This is a genomic window from Nonlabens sp. (assembly GCF_047636915.1).
Taxonomy (GTDB): domain Bacteria; phylum Bacteroidota; class Bacteroidia; order Flavobacteriales; family Flavobacteriaceae; genus Nonlabens.
Map to the genome: position 1 here is coordinate 36,633 of NZ_JBLIGN010000010.1, position 20,072 is coordinate 56,704.

Genomic DNA, 20,072 nt, shown 5'->3' on the forward strand with positions numbered 1-20,072 from the left:
GTGCAGTTCATAAATTTTTAAAGGGGGAAACGCCATCTAGCGATGACACTATATCAACTAGTATTGCACCTATCCTATGTTCTTCCTTCCAAATAAGTGAAGGGTTACATCAACAAATCATTTATTAGAACTGCACTTCTTACTGCAATACTTAACTGTTTCCCAATTCTTTTCCCACTTTTTACGCCAAGTAAATTCGCGGTTGCAAACGGGACATACTTTAGTAGGTAGTTGGTGCTGGTTTCGTGCTTTTTGTGCCATAACATTTTCCGCACAGGCGGAACTCTATTTAAATTACTCTCAATACCTGTACCGCACAGGTGTAACTTTATTTAAATCGTTTTAGTAGGGTATACCTTACTAGAAAACTTTTTAAATAAAAAAAAATGATTACAAGTAACTTATTTGTTATGACACACAGTTATAAAATTATTCAACTGATTTTTTATAAACACTGATTAATTTCCTGTTTTTAGAGAAATTTCATATAACTTTTTATCCACTTGAGCATAAGAAAGTCGTTTCTCTGTTTTTGCAGCAGCATAACCATCGAGACCGTTTATAGTGACGGTTCCCGCCTTTCCTAAATCCAACCAGCCATCTTCATGCAAGATATCTGGGTCAAGGAAGACCTCTGTAATTTTACAAATAACTAGAATACAATTGTTCTCTTCTAGGTAATATTCGTTCACATATTCTGCCACTAATTGCACTGGAGATTCTTTTACAAATGGCACTGCATACCCATCTCGTTCTAGCTTTTCAATTTCTAATTCCTCAAATTCTGAAATATTTTTATCATATTTGGCACTGGATTGATGTGCTACATTTACTAAAGATACTGGAATATGATTCAGCGTTATTTTACCCGTTTCTTTCAGGTTATAATACGTATGTCCTGCTCCGTGTCCTAAAGGTCGTTGCACAAAACTGAACAATGCTGGATCACTTCCCAAATGGGTAACACTACTAAAGATAGCTACATTATCTACACCGTCTTTTGATCTCGTGGCTAGAAGGTTGGCACTCTTAAATCCAGTAACACTATTCACTAAATTAGCTCTATAAATCCGCTCGTAACTTTGAAGTTCCTTATGGTTGATGTGTTTCATTTGATTAACTATCTTTCTCAAAGGTAGAACAATACACGAGTGTAGCAGGCTTTTAAGGTGTTTAAACTTTATTAAATTGCTGCTATGGATATAGAAAAGGCTTTTGAGATCAACAAAGAAACTTGGAATACCAAAACAGGTATTCATTAAAAAAGAAAATTTTATGATAAGCAGGCTTTCGCGAAAGCGAGAAACTCATTAAAACGTTGTGAAATCGACGCATTAAAAGATGTAAAAGGAAAGAGCTTATTACATTTACAGTGTCACTTCGAACAAGATTCCTTGAGCTGGGCAAACAATAGAGCGCAAATAACAGCAGTGTATATCTCTGACAAGGCTATCGAGCTTGCAAAACTTTGAGCCTAGCATTAAAAATTCCCACCCACTTAGTACGCTACAATGTATTAGAAACGTCACAACATATAAAGCAACAATTTGATATTGTTTTACCCGTTACGGAGTCACAGGTTGGTTGCCAGATTTAAAACCTTGGGCTCAAATAATAGCCCAAAGATTACAGCCTGGCGGCGTTTTTTATATGGTAGAGTTCCATCCTATTTTATGGATGTTTGACTAGAGTGAAGAAAAACCCACTTTAAAATATCATTATTCACAAAATGAAACCATCTACGATGAATATCCCGTCACCTATGCAGATCCTAATTCAAAAATGATCTCTAAAGAGTACGGATGGAACCATTCTCTAAGCGAGGTGATCCAGTCCTTACTTGAGGCAGGTCTAACTGTAGAATTATTTGCAGAGCACGATGGCAGTCCTTATGACGTATTTCCTGATATGGAATTGAATGATGACGGACTTTATTATACCAAAGACGGTTTGAGTCCTAGTTTGTTTGAATTGAAGGCGAGGAAAGGAAATTGAATTCGAACTTGAACTTGAATTTGAACTTGAAAATCTTAAACTTGTGAGGATTCGCCATGAGAAATAGCTCGATTGATCCTAATACTTGAAAGGCAAACTCACTGGTTTTAAACAGCTATTGAGACAGAATGTAGCGAAGCCGTTATGCAACGACTTGACATTTAATTAATTTTTGGATAGGAAATAAAAAAATCCCTTTTCAATAGCATGAAAAAGGATTTTTCTATAGCATGAAATACATCTCTAAGAGTCCACCACTTCAGCATCTGGCGCATTTTTCATAACGCTTTGAATGCCGCTATCACGAGTATTTTCTGACTCGTACATTTCGCTTTTACCTATAACCTGACCATTAGTTTCGGTAAGGTTAAAATAAGACTGGCTGGACGTACTAACTCCATTGGTATACCGATTTTCATCTGGAGCGTTCTTGCGTACCGATTCTATTCCATTATCGCGAGCTGCTTTAGTATTGTAACCTTCACTGGCTAGAATCGTTTGCCCGTTTCCTGCTTTTAACCTGAAACGAAATTCTCCTGACTTATTTTTATAAACTTCAAATTTTCCCATGTTTGTATTTTGTATTGACGAGATAAAGGTAAGGAATGAGTCTGGTATGTAGGAATAATGAGTGCTAAAACCTTCTCTCTGACCCTTTTTGCAAGCTTTCTATATCACAGCACTTTTACAGGTGTAAATCAGCGGTAGCATTTCCTGTTTTAGAATTCTCTTTTTAGGTGTCGTAATGAGTGAATCGAAGTAGTTATAGAACACAAACATTACTCCCATAAAAAAAGACCGTCTTTTCAGACGGTCTTTTTAATATTTCCATCCTTACTATAGGATTAGGAGATTTGTTTTCCACTGCGTTTACGCTGGCCTTCATCTAGAATTACTTTACGCAATCTTAAGAAATTAGGCGTTACCTCAACGTATTCATCCTTTTGAATGTATTCTAAAGCTTCTTCAAGAGTAAACTTTACAGGTGGAGCGATCTTTACTTTGTCATCGTTACCAGCACTACGTACGTTAGAAAGCTTCTTAGTTTTCGTAAGGTTAACTGCTAGATCATCTGGTCTAGAGTTTTCTCCTACTACCTGACCACCGTAAATTTCTTCACCTGGATAGATAAAGAATTTACCACGATCTTGTAATTTATCCATAGAATAAGGAATAGACATCCCTTTTTCCATAGAGATCATAGAACCGTTAGTACGACCTTGGATAGCGCCTTTATATGGTTCAAAACCTACAAAACGGTGGTTCATAATCGCTTCTCCAGCTGTAGCTGTGATCAATTGATTACGCAATCCTATAATACCACGAGAAGGAATTTTAAATTGACAAACCATACGTTGCCCTTTAGGCGCCATACTGGTCATTTCTCCTTTTCTCAAGGTTACCATTTCGACAGCTTTACCACTTACGTCATCAGGTAAGTCAATGGTAAGCTCTTCAATAGGCTCACATTTTACACCGTCAATTTCTTTTATAATTACTTGTGGCTGTCCTATCTGTAATTCATAACCTTCCCGACGCATCGTTTCAATCAATACAGAAAGGTGTAATACACCACGACCGAAAACCATAAATTTATCAGCTGCACCAGTATCGTGTACTTGTAAGGCAAGATTCTTTTCTAGTTCTTTAGTTAAGCGGTCATTAATGTGACGAGATGTTACAAATTTACCATCCTTACCGAAGAAAGGAGAATCGTTAATCGTAAACAACATACTCATCGTAGGCTCATCAATAGCAATCGTTGGCAAGGCTTCAGGATTTTCAAAATCAGCAACGGTATCGCCTATTTCAAAACCTTCCAATCCTACAATCGCACAAATATCACCAGCCTTCACTTCATCCGTTTTAGCTTTTCCCATACCGTCAAAGACATATACCTCTTTCACTTTAGTTTTAGTGACAGAACCATCACGCTTGCATAAAGAAACGTTTTGGCCTTCCTTAATAGAACCTCTCTTCACTCTACCTATCGCGATACGACCGGTGTAATTAGAGAAATCTAAAGAAGTAATCAATATTTGAGTTGATCCTTCTTCCACAACGGGAGCAGGCACATGTTCAAGAACCATATCTAATAATGGCTCAATATCAGTCGTTTCATCTTTCCAGTCTAGAGACATCCAGTTGTTCTTTGCACTACCGTAAACGGTAGGAAAGTCCAGTTGCCATTCTTCAGCACCCAGTTCGAACATCAAGTCAAAAACCAACTCATGTACCTCATCTGGAGTACAGTTTTCTTTATCTACTTTGTTCACCACCACACAAGGCTTTAACCCTAAGTCGATAGCTTTTTGCAATACAAAACGCGTTTGAGGCATCGGTCCTTCAAATGCATCTACTAGAAGTAGCACACCGTCTGCCATGTTCAATACACGTTCCACCTCTCCACCAAAATCGGCGTGACCAGGAGTATCGATGATATTGATCTTAGTTCCTTTGTACATTACTGATACGTTCTTTGCAAGGATGGTAATCCCGCGTTCCCGTTCAATATCGTTGTTATCAAGGATTAAGTCTCCGGTAGCTTCATTCTCACGGAAGGTTTCACAGTGGTGTAAAATCTTATCTACTAACGTAGTCTTACCGTGGTCTACGTGAGCAATAATCGCGATGTTTCTAATATCTTTCATAAAATAAGTGCTTCTAAGCGGCTGCAAAAATACTGTTATTTATTGATTTTAAGAGCGTTATTACGTTAAATGATCGTTACCATTAACAGCTTGATTCTCAAAGCCTCTTCTTACCTCACCTTCACCTCTCCAAGAAAAAGGAGTTTTTCACTCTGCTGGAAAAACCTTTGATTTTCAACAATTGCTTTTATTTTTTTAACTGTTCCCTTTTGCAATAGCAATATTGCTTCCAGCTTCTCTGCTTCTGTGTCATTCTATAGGTTACATTCAGATACAGCATATTTTATACTGCAAAATATTTTATACTGCAAAGTTCTTACGGCACTAATTCCCAATCAACACCAAAAACATTTGCTTATAATTAGAGCGCGTAAAGACGTAATACCCAGAAAATACGAGATCATCAACATCTGTTTTCTTAGACTTATAATCTCCCTGATAAGTGCTTGCTTATGCCAATAGTTGTTGAAGAGCTTTGTTGGAAGAAATTGAAGAAAGCAGAAAATTTATTCCATGAAAAGCGCTCCGTTAAGGCCGCTTTGAATGTTTTTACACAGAATAATACTTATGGCGAATTGCTTGCGTCTTTACGAACTGCGCCAGACTTCAAACTATTAATAAAAGGAGGAACCAAAAGCAATTCACACCAACATTCTATAAATATCTCGGAAGTTGAAGCAATGCATCACTCTCGCAGCTTTCGTCAGATGCAATAAAAAATAAGAACCGTAAGCAATTCACAACAAGAGTAAGTTGAAGACTTTTGATTTATTCCATTATACCAACTTCCATTTGTAAAAAAAAAGTCCAGCTACAAAAAACATAAAACTCCCATTATTAGTCTTCTCTTCCGTATTCCTTAGCTCTTGCAACAGTAAAAAGAAACAAATATCAATCCACAAGACAAAGTTATATCAATGGAGAAACCTACTAAAAATAGAGCTATCCCAAACAAAAAAAGGATTTGATTATGACGTGATCTCTAATCAGCCTGTTGCATTAAGCGCATTTGTACGTTGCATTTTGAAGATTCTAAAGGGAATCTATAGGTGGGAACAAATGGTTATGGCGTAATGCATTTTGATGGGGAATCGTTGGGTTATTTCTTAAGAAATAATAGTTTTGGTGGGGGAAGCTGTTCGTACCATTCTAGAGGATACAAATATTGATCCATGGTTTGCCACAAACAAGGGACTCACATAATAAAATGGAATGTGTTTACCAATAAAACAGAGAAAATGGCCTTCCCGTCAAGAATTTATAAGTTTTACCATTGATAGTAAAGGGCTGCTATGAATAGGTACTTTGCAAGGCGCCTGTCCCTTTAAGAGGGATGACCAACAGAAAAATAGTGCACCGCATTATGAAAGATAGCAAAAGAACTATGTGGTTTACTACGAACTGCGGTGCATATAAATATAAAGGCGCCAGCTCAATGCATCTTTTTACAAAAGACGGCGATATAACAGGTGAATAAGTATGGCGTATGTATGAAGATCAACAAGGTAATATGGTTTCCTGTAGAAAATAATGGCAGTTACCTATACCACAGAACTTCATTTGCTAATTACTCTACAAAAGACGTTCTTTTGACTAATACCGTCCAATCCATTTATCAAGATAAAAAAGGAAGGATATGGCTAAGTGGCTGCATGAGGTTATTTAATTTTGATGGCGATAGGTTTCATTACATGACTAAAAATGATGTGACCCATCAGACCAGACAAACTATAATTGTAGTGTTAAGTTGGTTTAAAATTGACACGAATATTTAAAAACGATATCAGAACAGATACATCCTAAAATAGCTGACCACTGTCTGTTGATGTTCCAGCTTATTACGCTTTTGCGAAAGCAGAATTTAAAAAAGACTTCGATCTTATGTATTTTGCATGCCATTATCAATATAGGAAAACACCGTTTTGCCTCTCAACCGTTAAGTCTTTCTTAATTTAAAGGGATTATTACTCCCTCAATTTTGTCAGACGTTTGTAAATCATACCTTTGTATCGATACAAAATATCAAATTTTATGAGTCAAGTAAAAGCAAATGACACTGTAAAGGTGCACTACACAGGAAAATTAAAAGCAAACGGACAAGTTTTTGACACCAGTACTGAAAGAGAGCCATTAGAGGCTCAATTGGGTCAAGGTTCATTGATACCAGGTTTTGAAAAAGGTCTCGTAGACATGAAAGTTAATGAGAAAAAAACCATTGAGATCCCAAAGGAAGAAGCCTACGGAGAGATCATGGAAGATCTTTTTCATAAAATACCTTTAGATCAATTGCCACAGGAAGTAAAGCCAGAGGTAGGTATGGGACTTGTTTCTAAGAACCCTGATGGTACAGAACGCCAGTTGCGTGTAGCTCAAGTTGAGGAAGATCACATCATAGTAGATGCAAACCATCCACTTGCTGGACAAGACCTAGTATTTGAACTAGAAGTAGTGGAGATTCACTAATCTTCACTCCTATTTATATAGTAAAGCCCATCGAGATCTTTCTCGATGGGCTTTTTTTATGGAGTCAATTAGATCAGACTGCCTTCATCATCCCTACTAAAAAAGCAGTTTATTTTATTTTAAAACAATTTATAACTTTACAAGCTGCACGAGTTATCTTTAACCATAAAAATATTATGCTCAAACAATTCCTTTTTTTGTTAATTCCCTTTTTAAGTTTAAGCCAGAATTATACCTCTTATAAAACAGGAAGCAGTACAGACCTTGTTACTAATCCTGCCGGTGGCGTTTGTCTAATGGGTGGAGCAACTGAAGATGACAATGCCATGCGCTGGTTTTTACAACGAGCAAACGGTGGCGATATAGTTGTCTTAAGAGCTTCTGGCAGTGATGGATACAATACCTATTTATACACGACTCTAAATAGTAGTGTAAACTCTGTAGAAACCATTGTATGCCATACGGCTGCGGCCAGTCATGATGCTTATGTGATTCAAAAAATCAATCAGGCAGAAGCGATATGGTTTGCAGGTGGCAACCAGTGGGATTATGTAAGTCAGTTTAGGGATAGTCCTTTGTCTATAGCACTTAACAATGCAATTACACAACGCAATATAGTTATAGGTGGCACTAGTGCAGGTATGGCTATTATGGGAGAATATTATTTTAGCGCTCAAAACGGAACGATAACTTCTACCACAGCTCTTAATAATCCTTATGCCTCAAACGCTACTATTAGTAATACACCTTTTTTAAATAACATTCATCTACAACAGACCATCACAGATACACATTTTGATAGTCCAGATCGCAAAGGTCGCATCAGTAGTTTTATGGCCAGAACTTATACCGATACTGGCATTGCCATAAAAGCCATAGCTTGTGACGAGTACACATCCGTATGTATTAATCCGAATGGTATAGCCAGAGTTTATGGTGATCATCCTTCTAATGATGATAATGCATATTTTATACAATCTAACTGTGAGCTTGTCAATCCCACACCTGAAAATTGTGCTCCTTCTACTCCACTCACATGGAATTATGATGGAGCAGCTCTAAAAGTGTATCAAATTAAAGGGACTGGTAGTGGCGCTAACTTTTTTGATTTGAACGATTGGCAAACAGGCTCTGGTGGTAACTGGATACAGTGGAGTGTTTCAAATGGCTCGTTTATGGAAGAGATGGGAACCCCTATATCTTGTGTAACTGCGAGCATAGAAGATATAAATAATCGACTCGTTTTGTTTTCTAATCCAGTAAGTGATATATTGGAATTTGAATTGTTAGAAGATAAAAGTTCTATTCAAACAGCTTACTTATACAATCTCAGCGGTGCAAAAGTCTTAAAGCTACTAAATAAGCATAATGATGCCTACTTTAAAATACCGGTAAGCGATTTAAAATCTGGTGTTTATTTTTTAAGCGTTACTACAGCCAATGGAGATTATTTAAAGAAATTGGTTATCGATTAATTTTATAACAGCCTGTCTTATTCTATTTTTAATTAAAGTGTTATGTATGAATTAATCCAAAATGAATGCAACACAATTCGTCTATAAAGGAAAGGTCTTTAACTTCCAAAATTGAGTAACTTACCTTCAAAAATAAATAGTCATTTATCTTTTATGTCTATTCATAATACCCATTGAACAGCAAGATCCCAAGTATAAATCGCTGCTTTTAACCTTTAGTTTGATTGGAAAAACTAAAAGTAACGAAGGCTCTATTTTTTTTACCTGAATCCAACACGAACCATTCTATAAATTTCAAACGTATCAGAAAGTAGGGTTGCTAAAGTAGTTGGAAAAGCCACTGTTCTGGTTGTATGATCTGAAAATAAATTTCGCAATACTTTTCCATCCCTCTAAAAATAAAGACATACTTGCCGATCATGATTATTAAAAGGAGAAGCTCCAATAATGTACACTTTCGATTTAGATAACTCTAATTGCTGAGTATTCCCATACACTCATTGCTATAACAACTGCAAATAACAAACAGGCTTTTTTTGATTTCGACGGGGAAATAAAAATAGGCCAAACAGATGAGTATGCCTTAAACTATGCGCAAGTCAGATAAGGAAAGATGTGAAAAAGAATCAATAGAATACCGCAAGAAGAATCGGTATTTAAAATAGACTTATTCCATTGATAAAGTCCGTGTTAACCATAGGATTACCAACTACAACAAATGATTAGGTCTAAGTTTTACAACTTTCAAACACCAGTGAATTTATGATATATCAGTTTAGAAATAAGCTGATATAACTTATTATAATAAGCACTTATAAAAATGAGATCAACTGACTAGAATACATAAAAAAAGGCTCCTTATTTCTAAGGAGCCTTTTTAATGTGGTTGTTGATTTAATACTATGCTTCTGACTTCTTAGATGAAGCAGCGGCTAGACCAAAGATTACAAGACCAAAACCTATCTTATTGATAGCATCACCGATGTTGTAAACAACGTCCATTGCCTCTTGAGCTACTTTTGGATCTTCAACTAATTGTAGACCGAATAAACCTCCCTCAGTACCTAAAATGTAACCAAGTGGGTAGATTGCCCATCCTACTAATACGAACCAGCACAACACGTTATGTGCTTTCAATACTGCTCCACCAGCTGCAACAGCAAGTTTCTTAGCCTCACCAAACCATATGATGTAAACTATTAAAAAGTAAGCAATTCCAGATGCAAGACCCCATACCCATTGAGCAGTAGGATTTCCTAGTGCAACAACTTCACCGAAATATCCAGTTGTTAGCATTACTACAGATAAGAAAATTAATTTCCACATAAGTCCTAGTTTTGCACCAGCAACTTTAAGTATCAAGTAAAATTCAACACACATAAGTGGCACTGTTAATGTCCAGTCTACATATCTGAAGAATGTAGGAGACTCGTTGAAAGCAGCATAATAATCACGCATATAGAAATAATGCACAGCTGCAATAAAGGTAATTAGACCTGAAACTAAAACAGAAGTTCGCCACTTGCTGTCAAATTGACTCAGGGATAAAAAGAAGAAAGCACTTGCTGCCATCATGGCCATGCTTCCAATGAAAAACGTAAATCCTACGTAGTCATCGGTAGCCATTTTCGCTACCTCAAGATTTAAAAGTAAATTATTCATAATTATTGGTTTTTATATTACAGTAAAGGTACAACGTAATAGTTAAAGTTGTTTAACTTTACAATGTTAATATTAAACAAAAATAATGTCTGAGAAATTACGCCTCTACAATATCATTATGGTGTTGAGTTTTTTTGCTTTATGGCTCTCTATACAAATCCCTGAAGATTTAGAAGTGGCTATTGGATATTTTCTAATCCTTACTATAGGAGTAGGACACGGAGCAAATGACCTAAAGATTTATTTTAATTCTAGAAAATTAAGCCTAAAAAAAACAATAGTATTCGTAACTATTTATGCACTAATTGTTTTGATCGGATTTGCCTTGTTTTTCTTTGTGCCCGAAATCATTTTAACCGTATTCCTTTTAATAAGTGGCTACCATTTTGGACAAGAACATTTTGAAAAATACAAGTTAAACACATCGTGGTTGACCCACGTATTTTTATTGTCTTACGGCTTTAGTATTATTCTTACTCTATTAGTCCTGCATCACGAGGAAAGCCTCCCTATTATTAATGACCTTTTAAATGTTTCCGTTTCGTACACTTTTTTGTTATACCCTTTGATCGCATCTGTGGCATTGTTAGCGCTTAGTTCTCTAAAAGTAATGCAACCCCTAATGTGGAAAACAATAGCCAGAGAGCTCTTCTATCTAGTCCTTATATACGTTTTATTTCAATCAGCAAGTTTGCTTTGGGGATTTGCCATTTATTTTATCCTGTGGCACAGTGTCCCTTCTATACATAGTCAGATTGTGTTTTTAGAAGGTACCGTATCTAATTTTTCTGTTAAAAAATACATATTAAATTCGTTGCTTTATTGGATAGCCGCTCTGATATTTTTAAGCCTGCTCTATTACTTCTTAAAAGAGTACACAAGCCTTTTTCTCTCTACCATTATTGCCTTTTTAGGAGGCATTACATTTCCACACGTGATCGTCATGAATCAGCTGCACAAGAAATAGTTGTTTTTGCTGTGCACTGCTTTCGCGAAAGCGGAACACAAACAATAAACTTGCACCCATTTTTTAAGGATGCTATAAAAATTAATCCATGACAACGGGTCTCTGTATAGGAGTATCGCTTTTAACTACTACAAAAGCAGAAATAGCATAAAAAGCACTGCTGCTTCCCATGTTTATCCAGTTTTCCAGTTCGTATTCAAAATTAAATGCTGTACCAGCTCTGTTGGAAGAAAACACATCAATTCTAGTGGGCACTTCCATTCCTGGACACCATCCTGCGCGATCTGGCATCCAGTTTCCTGGCGCTTGATTACTAACTGGGTTGGAAGCACAACCTAAGGGAGCTAGATCGTGCTGAAACATCGTAGCTCCGTCAATCAAAACTTGATGAGTTCTAAAACACCACTCTGCACAAGGACGTCCATCAGAATCACCAGATGCCGTTTGTCCCCATCCAGAAATTACGGTGCGCAAGTGCGTGCTTTGAGCATTTGAAGGAACATTAATTGTTCTTGTCAGGTCAAAGGAATGGGTCACACCATATGGAATGCCAGCTAGTGAATTGTTGTCGTAGTTAAATAAACGCGCAATTTCATAATAAGCATAATCTGGCATTCCTTCTACATAGTCAAAATCTACACTCACTTCATATCCTCGAACGTTCCAGCACTCTGTCATAATCCTTAAACTTACACTACCCGAAAGTAGCGACTTAAAATCAGTTACATCAAATTCAAAACCACGTGGTAACTGACTGTTATCATTCCAATAAGGAGTTATGAATCGAGCGAGTTCGTAAAGTTCACCAGACAAGGGGTCTAGAACTTTAACATTTGCAAAGACATCCCATTCATCACAACCACCCGATGGACAAGTTAATTTTACGTACATGTTAATCGCTTCAAAATTTGACACATCGCTAGGTAAATTAAAAGTGTGTACAGCACTTTGAGAAAAGCCGGCACCAAAAGCTAATCGTTCTCTAGAAAAGGTTTGGTAATTTTGAATTCTAGGAGTTCCTGCACCACTAATAGTGATCACAAGATCAGTTGCTATAGCTGTGTTTTGGATAGTGATTTCACCTTGAAAACGATCCACCGACAGTGGAGCAAATCGAACGAAAAGCAAATTAGAAGAACTATCAATAGGCATCACTATGCTATTTGAAAACGCAGCCCCATCTAGAGATACTTCAAATACACTGCTAGAGCTAATCTGTATAGCTGTAGTCAGATTAGAATAGGATATCGTTAACGTTTTTACGGAGGAATATTGGTCAATTGGAGTGGGTTCAAAAAGGAGCTCACTTAACGAGGTGCTCAAAGATGCCGCATCTTCAGAACCGTCTGAACCAGAATCGCTATTGGAATCAGAGCTGCATTGAACCAAAATTAATGCCGAAAGAAAAAAAACGATATGCCTACAAGTATCTTTTACATTTTTCATAAATATCTAAATTTGTCTAAGCCTGTAATTTAACTCAAATAGAATAAATATCTAATTAAAATTTAACTGTCGAATCAAAAAAATGAATTATTTTATTCCATTTTAAGAATACAATACACGCGATGGTTGTCACTTTTGGAACGTCTATGAGCGTTGTATTTCTTTTTAAAATCAAGGCAAAATTTTAAATTTCAGAAAAAGAAAAAGAAAGCCTAAAGGGCCTGAGAGGATAGGTAATGAGAGTTAACCAATACAGCTGCCTCTGCCGAGCAGAATCAAAATACCTACTGATATTTTTATGACTACCTCACCTGCACGGAGACTGTAGAAGTACCGAACGGTCGAAGTTATGGGCTAAAAACTAAGGGTCCTTGTGCGAGGATTACCTTATTAATGGGGATAGCAGTCAAGTCACAAAAAATAGTTGTCACACCGACCCTAGGTTTCACCTATACATTTTCTATATCCAGACAACTGTAAACAAAAGACTTCTAATTGCTTGAACTTAAAGAGCCGAAATAGTATCTTTGCGGTCTTCAAAAAATGAGTTAAAAATATGTTTGATAATTTAACTGACAAGCTCGATAAAGCCATGCATGTTCTAAAAGGACATGGAAGCATTACAGAGGTAAACGTTGCAGATACTCTTAAAGAAATACGTCGCGCTCTCGTGGATGCCGATGTAAACTATAAAATCGCAAAAGAATTTACCGCTCGCGCTAAAGAAAAAGCTTTAGGACAAGGGGTCCTTACGACACTTAAACCTGGACAACTTCTTACCAAGATCGTGAAAGACGAACTTACGGCACTTATGGGTGGTGATGTTGCTGGAATCAATTTAAGTAGCACTCCTAGTATAATTTTAATGTCTGGCCTTCAGGGATCTGGTAAAACAACATTTTCTGGTAAACTAGCAAACTATCTTACCACTAAGAAAAATAAAAAGACCCTTTTAGTAGCTTGTGATATCTACCGTCCTGCGGCAATAGATCAGTTACACGTAGTAGGAGAAAGTGTGGGCGTGGAAGTTTTTTCGAATCGTGATGAGAAAGATCCTGTTAAAATCTCTCAGGCGGCCGTTGCTTATGCAAAACAAAACGGCTTTACTGCTGTAATTATAGATACCGCTGGTCGTCTGGCGGTAGATGAGCAAATGATGAAGGAAATTGCTGATGTACATGCCGCAATTAATCCACAAGAAACACTATTTGTAGTAGACTCCATGACGGGTCAAGATGCTGTTAATACAGCAAAAGCATTTAATGACCGTCTTAATTTTGATGGTGTTGTTCTTACTAAATTAGATGGTGATACTCGTGGTGGAGCTGCCTTATCCATCAAATCTATCGTTAATAAGCCTATTAAATTTATAGGTACTGGGGAAAAAATGGAAGCTATAGATGTTTTCTACCCAGAACGTATGGCAGACCGTATTCTAGGAATGGGAGATGTAATCTCTCTTGTAGAGCGTGCTCAGGAGCAATTTGACGAAGAGGAAGCTAGAAAATTAAGCAAGAAGATCGCTAAAAACCAATTCGGTTTTGACGATTTCCTTTCTCAAATCCAGCAAATCAAGAAAATGGGTAATATGAAGGACTTGATGGGTATGATTCCTGGAGCCGGTAAAATGCTCAAGGATGTAGACATCGATGACGACGCTTTTAAAGGTATCGAGGCCATCATTCATTCCATGACTGTTGAAGAGCGCACGCAACCACAAGTCATTAACGGATCCCGTAAAAAACGAATCTCAAAAGGCAGCGGCACCACCGTAACCGAAGTCAATCAATTACTGAAACAGTTTGACCAAATGAGCAAAATGATGAAAATGATGCAAGGTGGGAAAGGAAAAGCGATGATGAATGCACTGGGTAACATGAAGTAATTCTCTTATAGGTTTATCATTTAAATTTATACTCACAGCATTTAGGTTTTCGGAGAATTTAGCAGGTTTATTTTTTCTTTTGTTAAGGCATAAATTTCAAGCATAGCTTATGTTAGGGTTGTAAATTTTAACGCAAAGAAAAGGAAAAAGAAAGAACAGAAAATTCGGAAACCTAGGTGTTTTGAGTAGATATCAAATCCCAAGTTAACGCTTGGGATTTTTTTGTTCCCTTAGAGTTGGACATCACGCAATCGGTATCGTTAATAAGTAGGTAATAAAAGAAGGTCTTTAAATTTCTTAATTTGACCCATATTAGTGAATTTTACAAAAGAAATAAAGATTACACATAATTATGATTATTCTCGACGGAAAAAAAACAAGTAACGACATTAAGGACGAAATCACCAATACCGTTCAAAAAATGAAAAAAAACGGTGAAAAAGTACCTCATCTTGCGGCTGTTATAGTTGGAAATGACGGAGCCAGCCTTACATATGTTGGTTCTAAAGTACGCGCTTGTGAACGAGTAGGCTTTGAAAGTACCATGGTGCGCCTTCCTAACACCACAAGCGAGGCAGAACTCCTCGCAGAAATAAAAAAACTAAACGACAACCCAGAAATAGATGGATTTATTGTGCAGCTTCCTCTACCAAAACAAATTGATACGCAAAAAGTATTGATGGCAGTAGATCCAGATAAAGATGTAGATGGTTTCCATCCTACTAACTTTGGAAGAATGGCGCTAGACATGAGTACTTTTATTCCAGCTACTCCTTTTGGAATCCTAGAATTAATGGATCGTTATGGAGTAGAAACACAAGGGAAGCACACGGTTGTTATAGGCCGTTCTCATATTGTGGGAAGACCTATGAGTATTCTGATGGGAAGAAAAGGCTTTCCAGGTAATTCTACTGTAACCCTAACGCACAGTCACACTAAAAACATCACTCAAATTACTTCACAAGCAGATATTATTATTACCGCCTTAGGAGTTCCTGGATTCCTAAAAGCAGAAATGGTAAAAGATGATGTTGTGATCATAGACGTAGGAATAACTCGCGTCCCAGACGAAAGTCGTGAACGTGGTTATTATATCACTGGTGATGTAGATTTTGAAAATGTTTCGAAAAAAGCAAGTTACATCACTCCAGTTCCTGGTGGTGTAGGTCCTATGACCATAGCCATGTTATTAAAAAACACGTTACTCGCTAGGGAACGCCATAGAGCAGCAAATAAATAAAGGTTGGACAAATAAAAAAACTAAACCTATAAGACTTGTTAGGCTTTTTTTTAACTTAAGGCTTATCTCTAAACGCAATGAATAGGAGACTGAGTTACCCACGTGTATGGAATTAAAAAGGCATCTATTCCCTGGTATAGATGCCTTTTTTATTGGCTAAATAGTGCCTTATGACAAATACGTTGCACTAATTCATGTCTTTATAAAATATAAATATTAGAAAATTACCTTAACCGACTTCAGCATCTTACACAACAAGATAAAAAAGTGCGTGCAAAAACCCAAAGAGTTACACCCTATTGTTCAACATATTCCGGCTGAAGTTTTGAAGCATTAGACTTTCTTGCCAGCGCTAATTGCTGTATAACTATTGGCACTCCTTCTATTTCTACTGAAATCTATAAAATCGCCAAAAATTTCAAAATAAAACCTCGCAATTTTACAGATCAGTTTTTAATAAAAAAGATGAAGATTATAAACTGAAGCAAACCTCATGTCATTCTTAGGAACAGATAAGTATTGCTCTATATACCAAGTAATATTCAAAGCCTGCCGTGCATACCCGCATACCAACCGTAGAAAAATTTATCAAATAGACAGGTTAACGGTTAAAAATACAGTTGTTTGCTCAGCAGCATTTAAGATGGTAGAACTTGTTAATTCACGGGTGAGAAGACTAAAAGGAGCTTTTTTACCTACATGATTTTGTTATATTTTCCATAATATTAGGAAACTATTAGCTAAACACTATTTAATTTTTAAGGGAGACTGCTATATTTGGGTAAATGAAAAAGAAGCTCTTACTAATCGGTATCCTTATGTCGTTTATATCCTGTAATCAACGACCTGTTTCAAAAGTAATTACCATTGATCAAAAAGGTTTAAAAGAGGTTACCTTACCACTAGATAAAAAAATCAAGGTCATCAACTTTTGGGCTACTTGGTGCGCCCCATGTGTAAAAGAATTGCCTTATTTTGAAAAACTAGGAGCAAAATATGAAGATAAATTAGAGGTGATTTTAATCTCACTTGATGATGCCAAAAAAATTAAGAATACCGTACAGCCATTTTTAAAAAATAACCAGATCAAATCAAAAGTACTGCTTCTAGATGACCCATATGCTGCAGAATGGATTCCTCTTGTCGATGCTCATTGGGATGGAGCCATTCCAGTCACTTTGATCGTATCCAAAAATAAAAAGCAGTTTTATAACAAAGCATTGAGTTATGATGAATTACAAGATGCCATAGAAAAATTCTTGTGAAAACACTAAAAATTTTAATAGGAATACTTTTAGCGGCGTTAGCCATCGCTATTGTCTCAGGAATGTTAGATAGCCATGATCGTGAAAATTTATATGCCCCACCACCTGTTCCTAAACAGTATCCGATTAAAGAAAGCACACAGGAAAACGCTACTCCGATTAAAGGATATGGTATTGGAGATGCTGCAACTGACTTTTCATTGAAAAATATAGATGGTAATAAAACATCCCTTAAAGATTATAAATATGCCAAGGGTTTTGTACTCATTTTTACTTGTAATCATTGCCCCTACAGTGTTGCTTATGAAGACCGCATCATAGCATTAGATAAAAAATATAAAAATCTAGGATACCCGGTAATTGCTATAAATCCGAACAACCCAAAAGAATATCCTGCCGACAGCTTTGAACTTATGAAGGTGAGAGCAAGAGAAAAAGGATTCTCATTCCCCTATTTGTTAGACGAAGGTCAGAAAATTTACCCGCAATATGGCGCCACAAAGACACCTCATGTATTTTTACTTCAAAAAGAAAATGATGAATATCTAGTAAAGTATATAGGTGCTATCGATGATAATTATCAAGATGCAACAGCGGTTAAAAACAATTATTTAGAAAACGCCCTTCAGTCTTTACTAAGCGGTGCAGCGATCGATGTGACAGAGTCCGTCGCGATAGGCTGCCGCATAAAATAAAGCCTATCATAATTAATATCTATGGAGGCCCACAATCTACTCATAGGCTTTTTTTAATTTCAGAGCTTATAAATTGTATTTTTACATAAAATTACTTCATGATACTGGAACAATATTATACAAAGTGTCTTGCTCAGGGAACCTATTATATCTCTTCAAATGGTGAGGCTGCTATCATAGATCCTTTAAGAGAAGTGCAACAATATATTGACCGTGCCGAGCAAGATAAGGTGGCCATCAAATATATTTTTCTTACCCATTTTCACGCAGATTTTGTATCTGGACATGTAGATCTAGCAGATAAAACTGGGGCAACTATTGTCATAGGCCCTAATGCTGTTACTAGTTACGCTTTCGCGAAAGCAGCACACCTACAAACTTTTACAATAGGAGGAATCAGTTTACAATTATTACATACTCCTGGTCATACTATGGAGTCCTCTTGTTACCTTTTAAGAGACGAACAAGGTAAAGAACAAGCCCTTTTTACTGGGGACACCTTGTTCATAGGCGATGTAGGAAGACCAGATCTAGCCGCAAAATCAGAGTTATCTGTAGATGATCTTGCTGGTCATTTGTATCATTCCCTCAGAGATTTGATCCTGCCATTACCAGATCATATTATAGTTTATCCAGCCCACGGTGCTGGAAGTGCTTGTGGGAAAAATATGAGTGCAGAAACGAGTGATACACTAGGGAATCAGAAAAAAACTAATTATGCACTCGCGCCTTCTTTGAGTAAAAAGGATTTTATTAAAGAATTAACCACTGGAATTGAACCACCACCAGCTTATTTTCCAAAAAATGTCTGGATGAATAAAGGGGTGAACTCCAGTATCGACGAGGTAATCTCCAGAGGAATCACTCCATTAAAATTGGCTGCTTTTAAAGCGCTTGCAGAGGATCCTGAATATCTAGTTTTAGACGTAAGATCTCCGCAAGAGTATACGGCTGGATCAATTCCTGGATCTTGGTTTATAGGATTAGACGGACAGTTTGCACCTTGGGTAGGTTCATTAATTGAGAATATCGACCAAAAGATAATACTCATAACTCCAGAAGGAAGAGAAAAAGAAACAGTCACTAGGTTAGCACGTGTAGGTTATGACAACGCGCAGGGGTATTTAATTGGAGGTTTTTCTGCTTGGAAAACTAGTGGTTTTGAAATTTCTTCTATAGAAAATGTAACCGCACAAGGGTTTATTGACGGTCTAGAGGATGGATCTATAAAAAACCCTATTGATACTCGCAGACCTGGCGAGTACGAGTCCGGACATATATGCAGCGTTCCCCTACACACCTTAAGTTTAGTGTTGGAAGAAGTTAAACGTCTGAATAGTGAAAAAATCTATCATATTCACTGCGCTGGTGGGTATCGATCGGTCATATTCTCTAGCATTGCTAAAGCCAATGGCATTAAGTATGCAGTGAATGTAGAAGGTGGTTTTGGCGCCATTAAAAAAACAAATCTTAAAAATCAAAAAATAGTTGCCACAAGTAACTGTTCCTTATAATAGTATATGAAAGATATAGACAACCAAAAATGGAAAGAGCTTACCGCTCAAGATATCAACTCTCTAATAATTGACGTACGTACTGATGAAGAAGTAAATGAAGGCATCATTCCTCATGCTATTCATTGTGACATTTTTAAACCTCAAGAGTTTATGAGCGCTATGAATAATATGGACGCTGATAAAAACTACTACGTATACTGTCGCGCTGGCAGTCGAAGTGCGCAAGCTTGTCAAATCATGGAGTCACTTGGCATAAAAAACACGTTTAACCTTACTGGCGGCTATAGCAACTGGAATGGCGACACGGCAATGCCTGAATAATAAACAGATAACAAAACCTTGTTCTTATCTTGCTATTATTTCAAAAACCTGCAAGTCTGTTTGGAGTAAAAAATAAGAGCTATTTATCTGATAACCGCAGAAGAGGCTGCCGCTTCAATCAAAAGGGATAAGGGTCATGTTATGGATAAAAAAAAACCTTCAATTCCATAAAAGCACCGTAAAAATTTGCCCCATAACAGTTTTGAAAGTAACTATCTTAGCCCATCCTGAATCAAAAGATATAAAAGACACGCTGTTTGTTTATGGTACGGTGAAGTAGGTCAAGGAAGCGATGTTACGATTCTTACATAAAAGTACTTTACCGTTATATAACGGGTCAAGTAGCACTCATAAATAGGAATACAGCAGTACATAAATTATAGTAAAAACAAATTAAAAAAGCATTTTATGCCACTTCATAATATACCGAGACTTAAACATACAGACTCCGATAATTTTTTTCTCCTCGCTGGCCCTTGTGCCATAGAAA

At 36.8% G+C, this 20,072-nt stretch carries 18 protein-coding genes; 12 read left to right on the top strand and 6 right to left on the bottom strand.

The window, feature by feature from the left end; all coding sequences use genetic code 11:
- Positions 1–117: 117 nt before the first annotated feature.
- Together ACJAT0_RS03210 and ACJAT0_RS03215 are read right to left on the bottom strand one after the other, a co-directional pair.
- Positions 118–261, bottom strand: coding sequence for a DUF2256 domain-containing protein (locus tag ACJAT0_RS03210; protein WP_415180492.1), 144 nt, complete (start codon positions 259–261; stop codon positions 118–120).
- A 197-nt stretch (positions 262–458) separates the two neighbouring features.
- Entirely contained in the window at positions 459–1,112 is a 654-nt protein-coding gene (locus tag ACJAT0_RS03215; protein ID WP_415180493.1) for a flavin reductase family protein, read from the bottom strand.
- A 670-nt stretch (positions 1,113–1,782) separates the two neighbouring features.
- Here ACJAT0_RS03215 and ACJAT0_RS03220 point away from each other — a divergent pair.
- Complete coding sequence (locus ACJAT0_RS03220; RefSeq protein ID WP_415180494.1) at positions 1,783–1,995, top strand: hypothetical protein; 213 nt, start codon at positions 1,783–1,785, stop codon at positions 1,993–1,995.
- A gap of 243 nt (positions 1,996–2,238) precedes the next feature.
- Here ACJAT0_RS03220 and ACJAT0_RS03225 read toward each other — a convergent pair whose 3' ends face one another.
- Positions 2,239–2,565, bottom strand: a complete 327-nt coding sequence (locus tag ACJAT0_RS03225) for a YegP family protein (protein ID WP_415180495.1) — start codon at positions 2,563–2,565, stop codon at positions 2,239–2,241.
- A gap of 275 nt (positions 2,566–2,840) precedes the next feature.
- The gene (gene typA, locus ACJAT0_RS03230; protein WP_415180496.1) at positions 2,841–4,646 is read right to left on the bottom strand and encodes a translational GTPase TypA; all 1,806 of its coding nucleotides are present in this window, start codon (positions 4,644–4,646) and stop codon (positions 2,841–2,843) included.
- A gap of 452 nt (positions 4,647–5,098) precedes the next feature.
- Between typA and ACJAT0_RS03235 the strand changes: the two genes are divergently transcribed.
- The 4 genes from ACJAT0_RS03235 (at position 5,099) to ACJAT0_RS03250 (ending at position 8,584) form a co-directional block, all read left to right on the top strand.
- Entirely contained in the window at positions 5,099–5,362 is a 264-nt protein-coding gene (locus ACJAT0_RS03235; protein WP_415180497.1) for a hypothetical protein, read from the top strand.
- A gap of 774 nt (positions 5,363–6,136) precedes the next feature.
- Complete coding sequence (locus ACJAT0_RS03240; protein ID WP_415180498.1) at positions 6,137–6,421, top strand: two-component regulator propeller domain-containing protein; 285 nt, start codon at positions 6,137–6,139, stop codon at positions 6,419–6,421.
- Between the two features lie 256 nt (positions 6,422–6,677).
- A complete protein-coding gene (locus ACJAT0_RS03245) occupies positions 6,678–7,109 on the top strand; it encodes an FKBP-type peptidyl-prolyl cis-trans isomerase (RefSeq protein ID WP_374004123.1) in 432 nt (143 codons plus the stop codon).
- Between the two features lie 176 nt (positions 7,110–7,285).
- Positions 7,286–8,584 carry a T9SS type A sorting domain-containing protein gene (locus ACJAT0_RS03250; protein ID WP_415180499.1) on the top strand — a complete coding sequence of 433 codons (1,299 nt, stop codon included), beginning with the start codon at positions 7,286–7,288 and terminating at the stop codon, positions 8,582–8,584.
- A gap of 900 nt (positions 8,585–9,484) precedes the next feature.
- On the opposite strand, the gene ACJAT0_RS03255 is transcribed toward ACJAT0_RS03250, so the two are convergent.
- Positions 9,485–10,246, bottom strand: a complete 762-nt coding sequence (locus ACJAT0_RS03255; protein ID WP_415180500.1) for a bacteriorhodopsin-like — start codon at positions 10,244–10,246, stop codon at positions 9,485–9,487.
- 85 nt (positions 10,247–10,331) lie between these two features.
- Between ACJAT0_RS03255 and ACJAT0_RS03260 the strand changes: the two genes are divergently transcribed.
- Complete coding sequence (locus tag ACJAT0_RS03260) at positions 10,332–11,213, top strand: Brp/Blh family beta-carotene 15,15'-dioxygenase (RefSeq protein ID WP_415180501.1); 882 nt, start codon at positions 10,332–10,334, stop codon at positions 11,211–11,213.
- An 81-nt stretch (positions 11,214–11,294) separates the two neighbouring features.
- On the opposite strand, the gene ACJAT0_RS03265 is transcribed toward ACJAT0_RS03260, so the two are convergent.
- Positions 11,295–12,659: a peptide-N-glycosidase F-related protein gene (locus ACJAT0_RS03265; protein WP_415180502.1), complete on the bottom strand. Its 1,365-nt coding sequence runs from the start codon at positions 12,657–12,659 to the stop codon at positions 11,295–11,297.
- Positions 12,660–13,215: 556 nt separating this feature from the next.
- Between ACJAT0_RS03265 and ffh the strand changes: the two genes are divergently transcribed.
- The 6 genes from ffh (at position 13,216) to ACJAT0_RS03295 (ending at position 19,582) form a co-directional block, all read left to right on the top strand.
- Positions 13,216–14,544, top strand: coding sequence for a signal recognition particle protein (gene ffh / locus ACJAT0_RS03270; RefSeq protein WP_374004129.1), 1,329 nt, complete (start codon positions 13,216–13,218; stop codon positions 14,542–14,544).
- A gap of 352 nt (positions 14,545–14,896) precedes the next feature.
- On the top strand, positions 14,897–15,784 hold the full coding sequence (locus ACJAT0_RS03275; protein WP_415180503.1) for a bifunctional 5,10-methylenetetrahydrofolate dehydrogenase/5,10-methenyltetrahydrofolate cyclohydrolase: 888 nt from the start codon (positions 14,897–14,899) through the stop codon (positions 15,782–15,784).
- Between the two features lie 785 nt (positions 15,785–16,569).
- Positions 16,570–17,049 (top strand): TlpA family protein disulfide reductase, encoded by a 480-nt coding sequence (locus tag ACJAT0_RS03280; RefSeq protein WP_374004131.1) that lies wholly within the window; start codon positions 16,570–16,572, stop codon positions 17,047–17,049.
- Entirely contained in the window at positions 17,046–17,744 is a 699-nt protein-coding gene (locus ACJAT0_RS03285; protein ID WP_415180504.1) for a thioredoxin family protein, read from the top strand. Before ACJAT0_RS03280 ends, ACJAT0_RS03285 begins: the two co-directional genes overlap by 4 nt.
- A 98-nt stretch (positions 17,745–17,842) precedes the next feature.
- Positions 17,843–19,258, top strand: a complete 1,416-nt coding sequence (locus ACJAT0_RS03290) for an MBL fold metallo-hydrolase (RefSeq protein WP_415180505.1) — start codon at positions 17,843–17,845, stop codon at positions 19,256–19,258.
- A 6-nt stretch (positions 19,259–19,264) separates the two neighbouring features.
- On the top strand, positions 19,265–19,582 hold the full coding sequence (locus ACJAT0_RS03295) for a rhodanese-like domain-containing protein (protein ID WP_415180506.1): 318 nt from the start codon (positions 19,265–19,267) through the stop codon (positions 19,580–19,582).
- Positions 19,583–20,072: the final 490 nt, after the last annotated feature.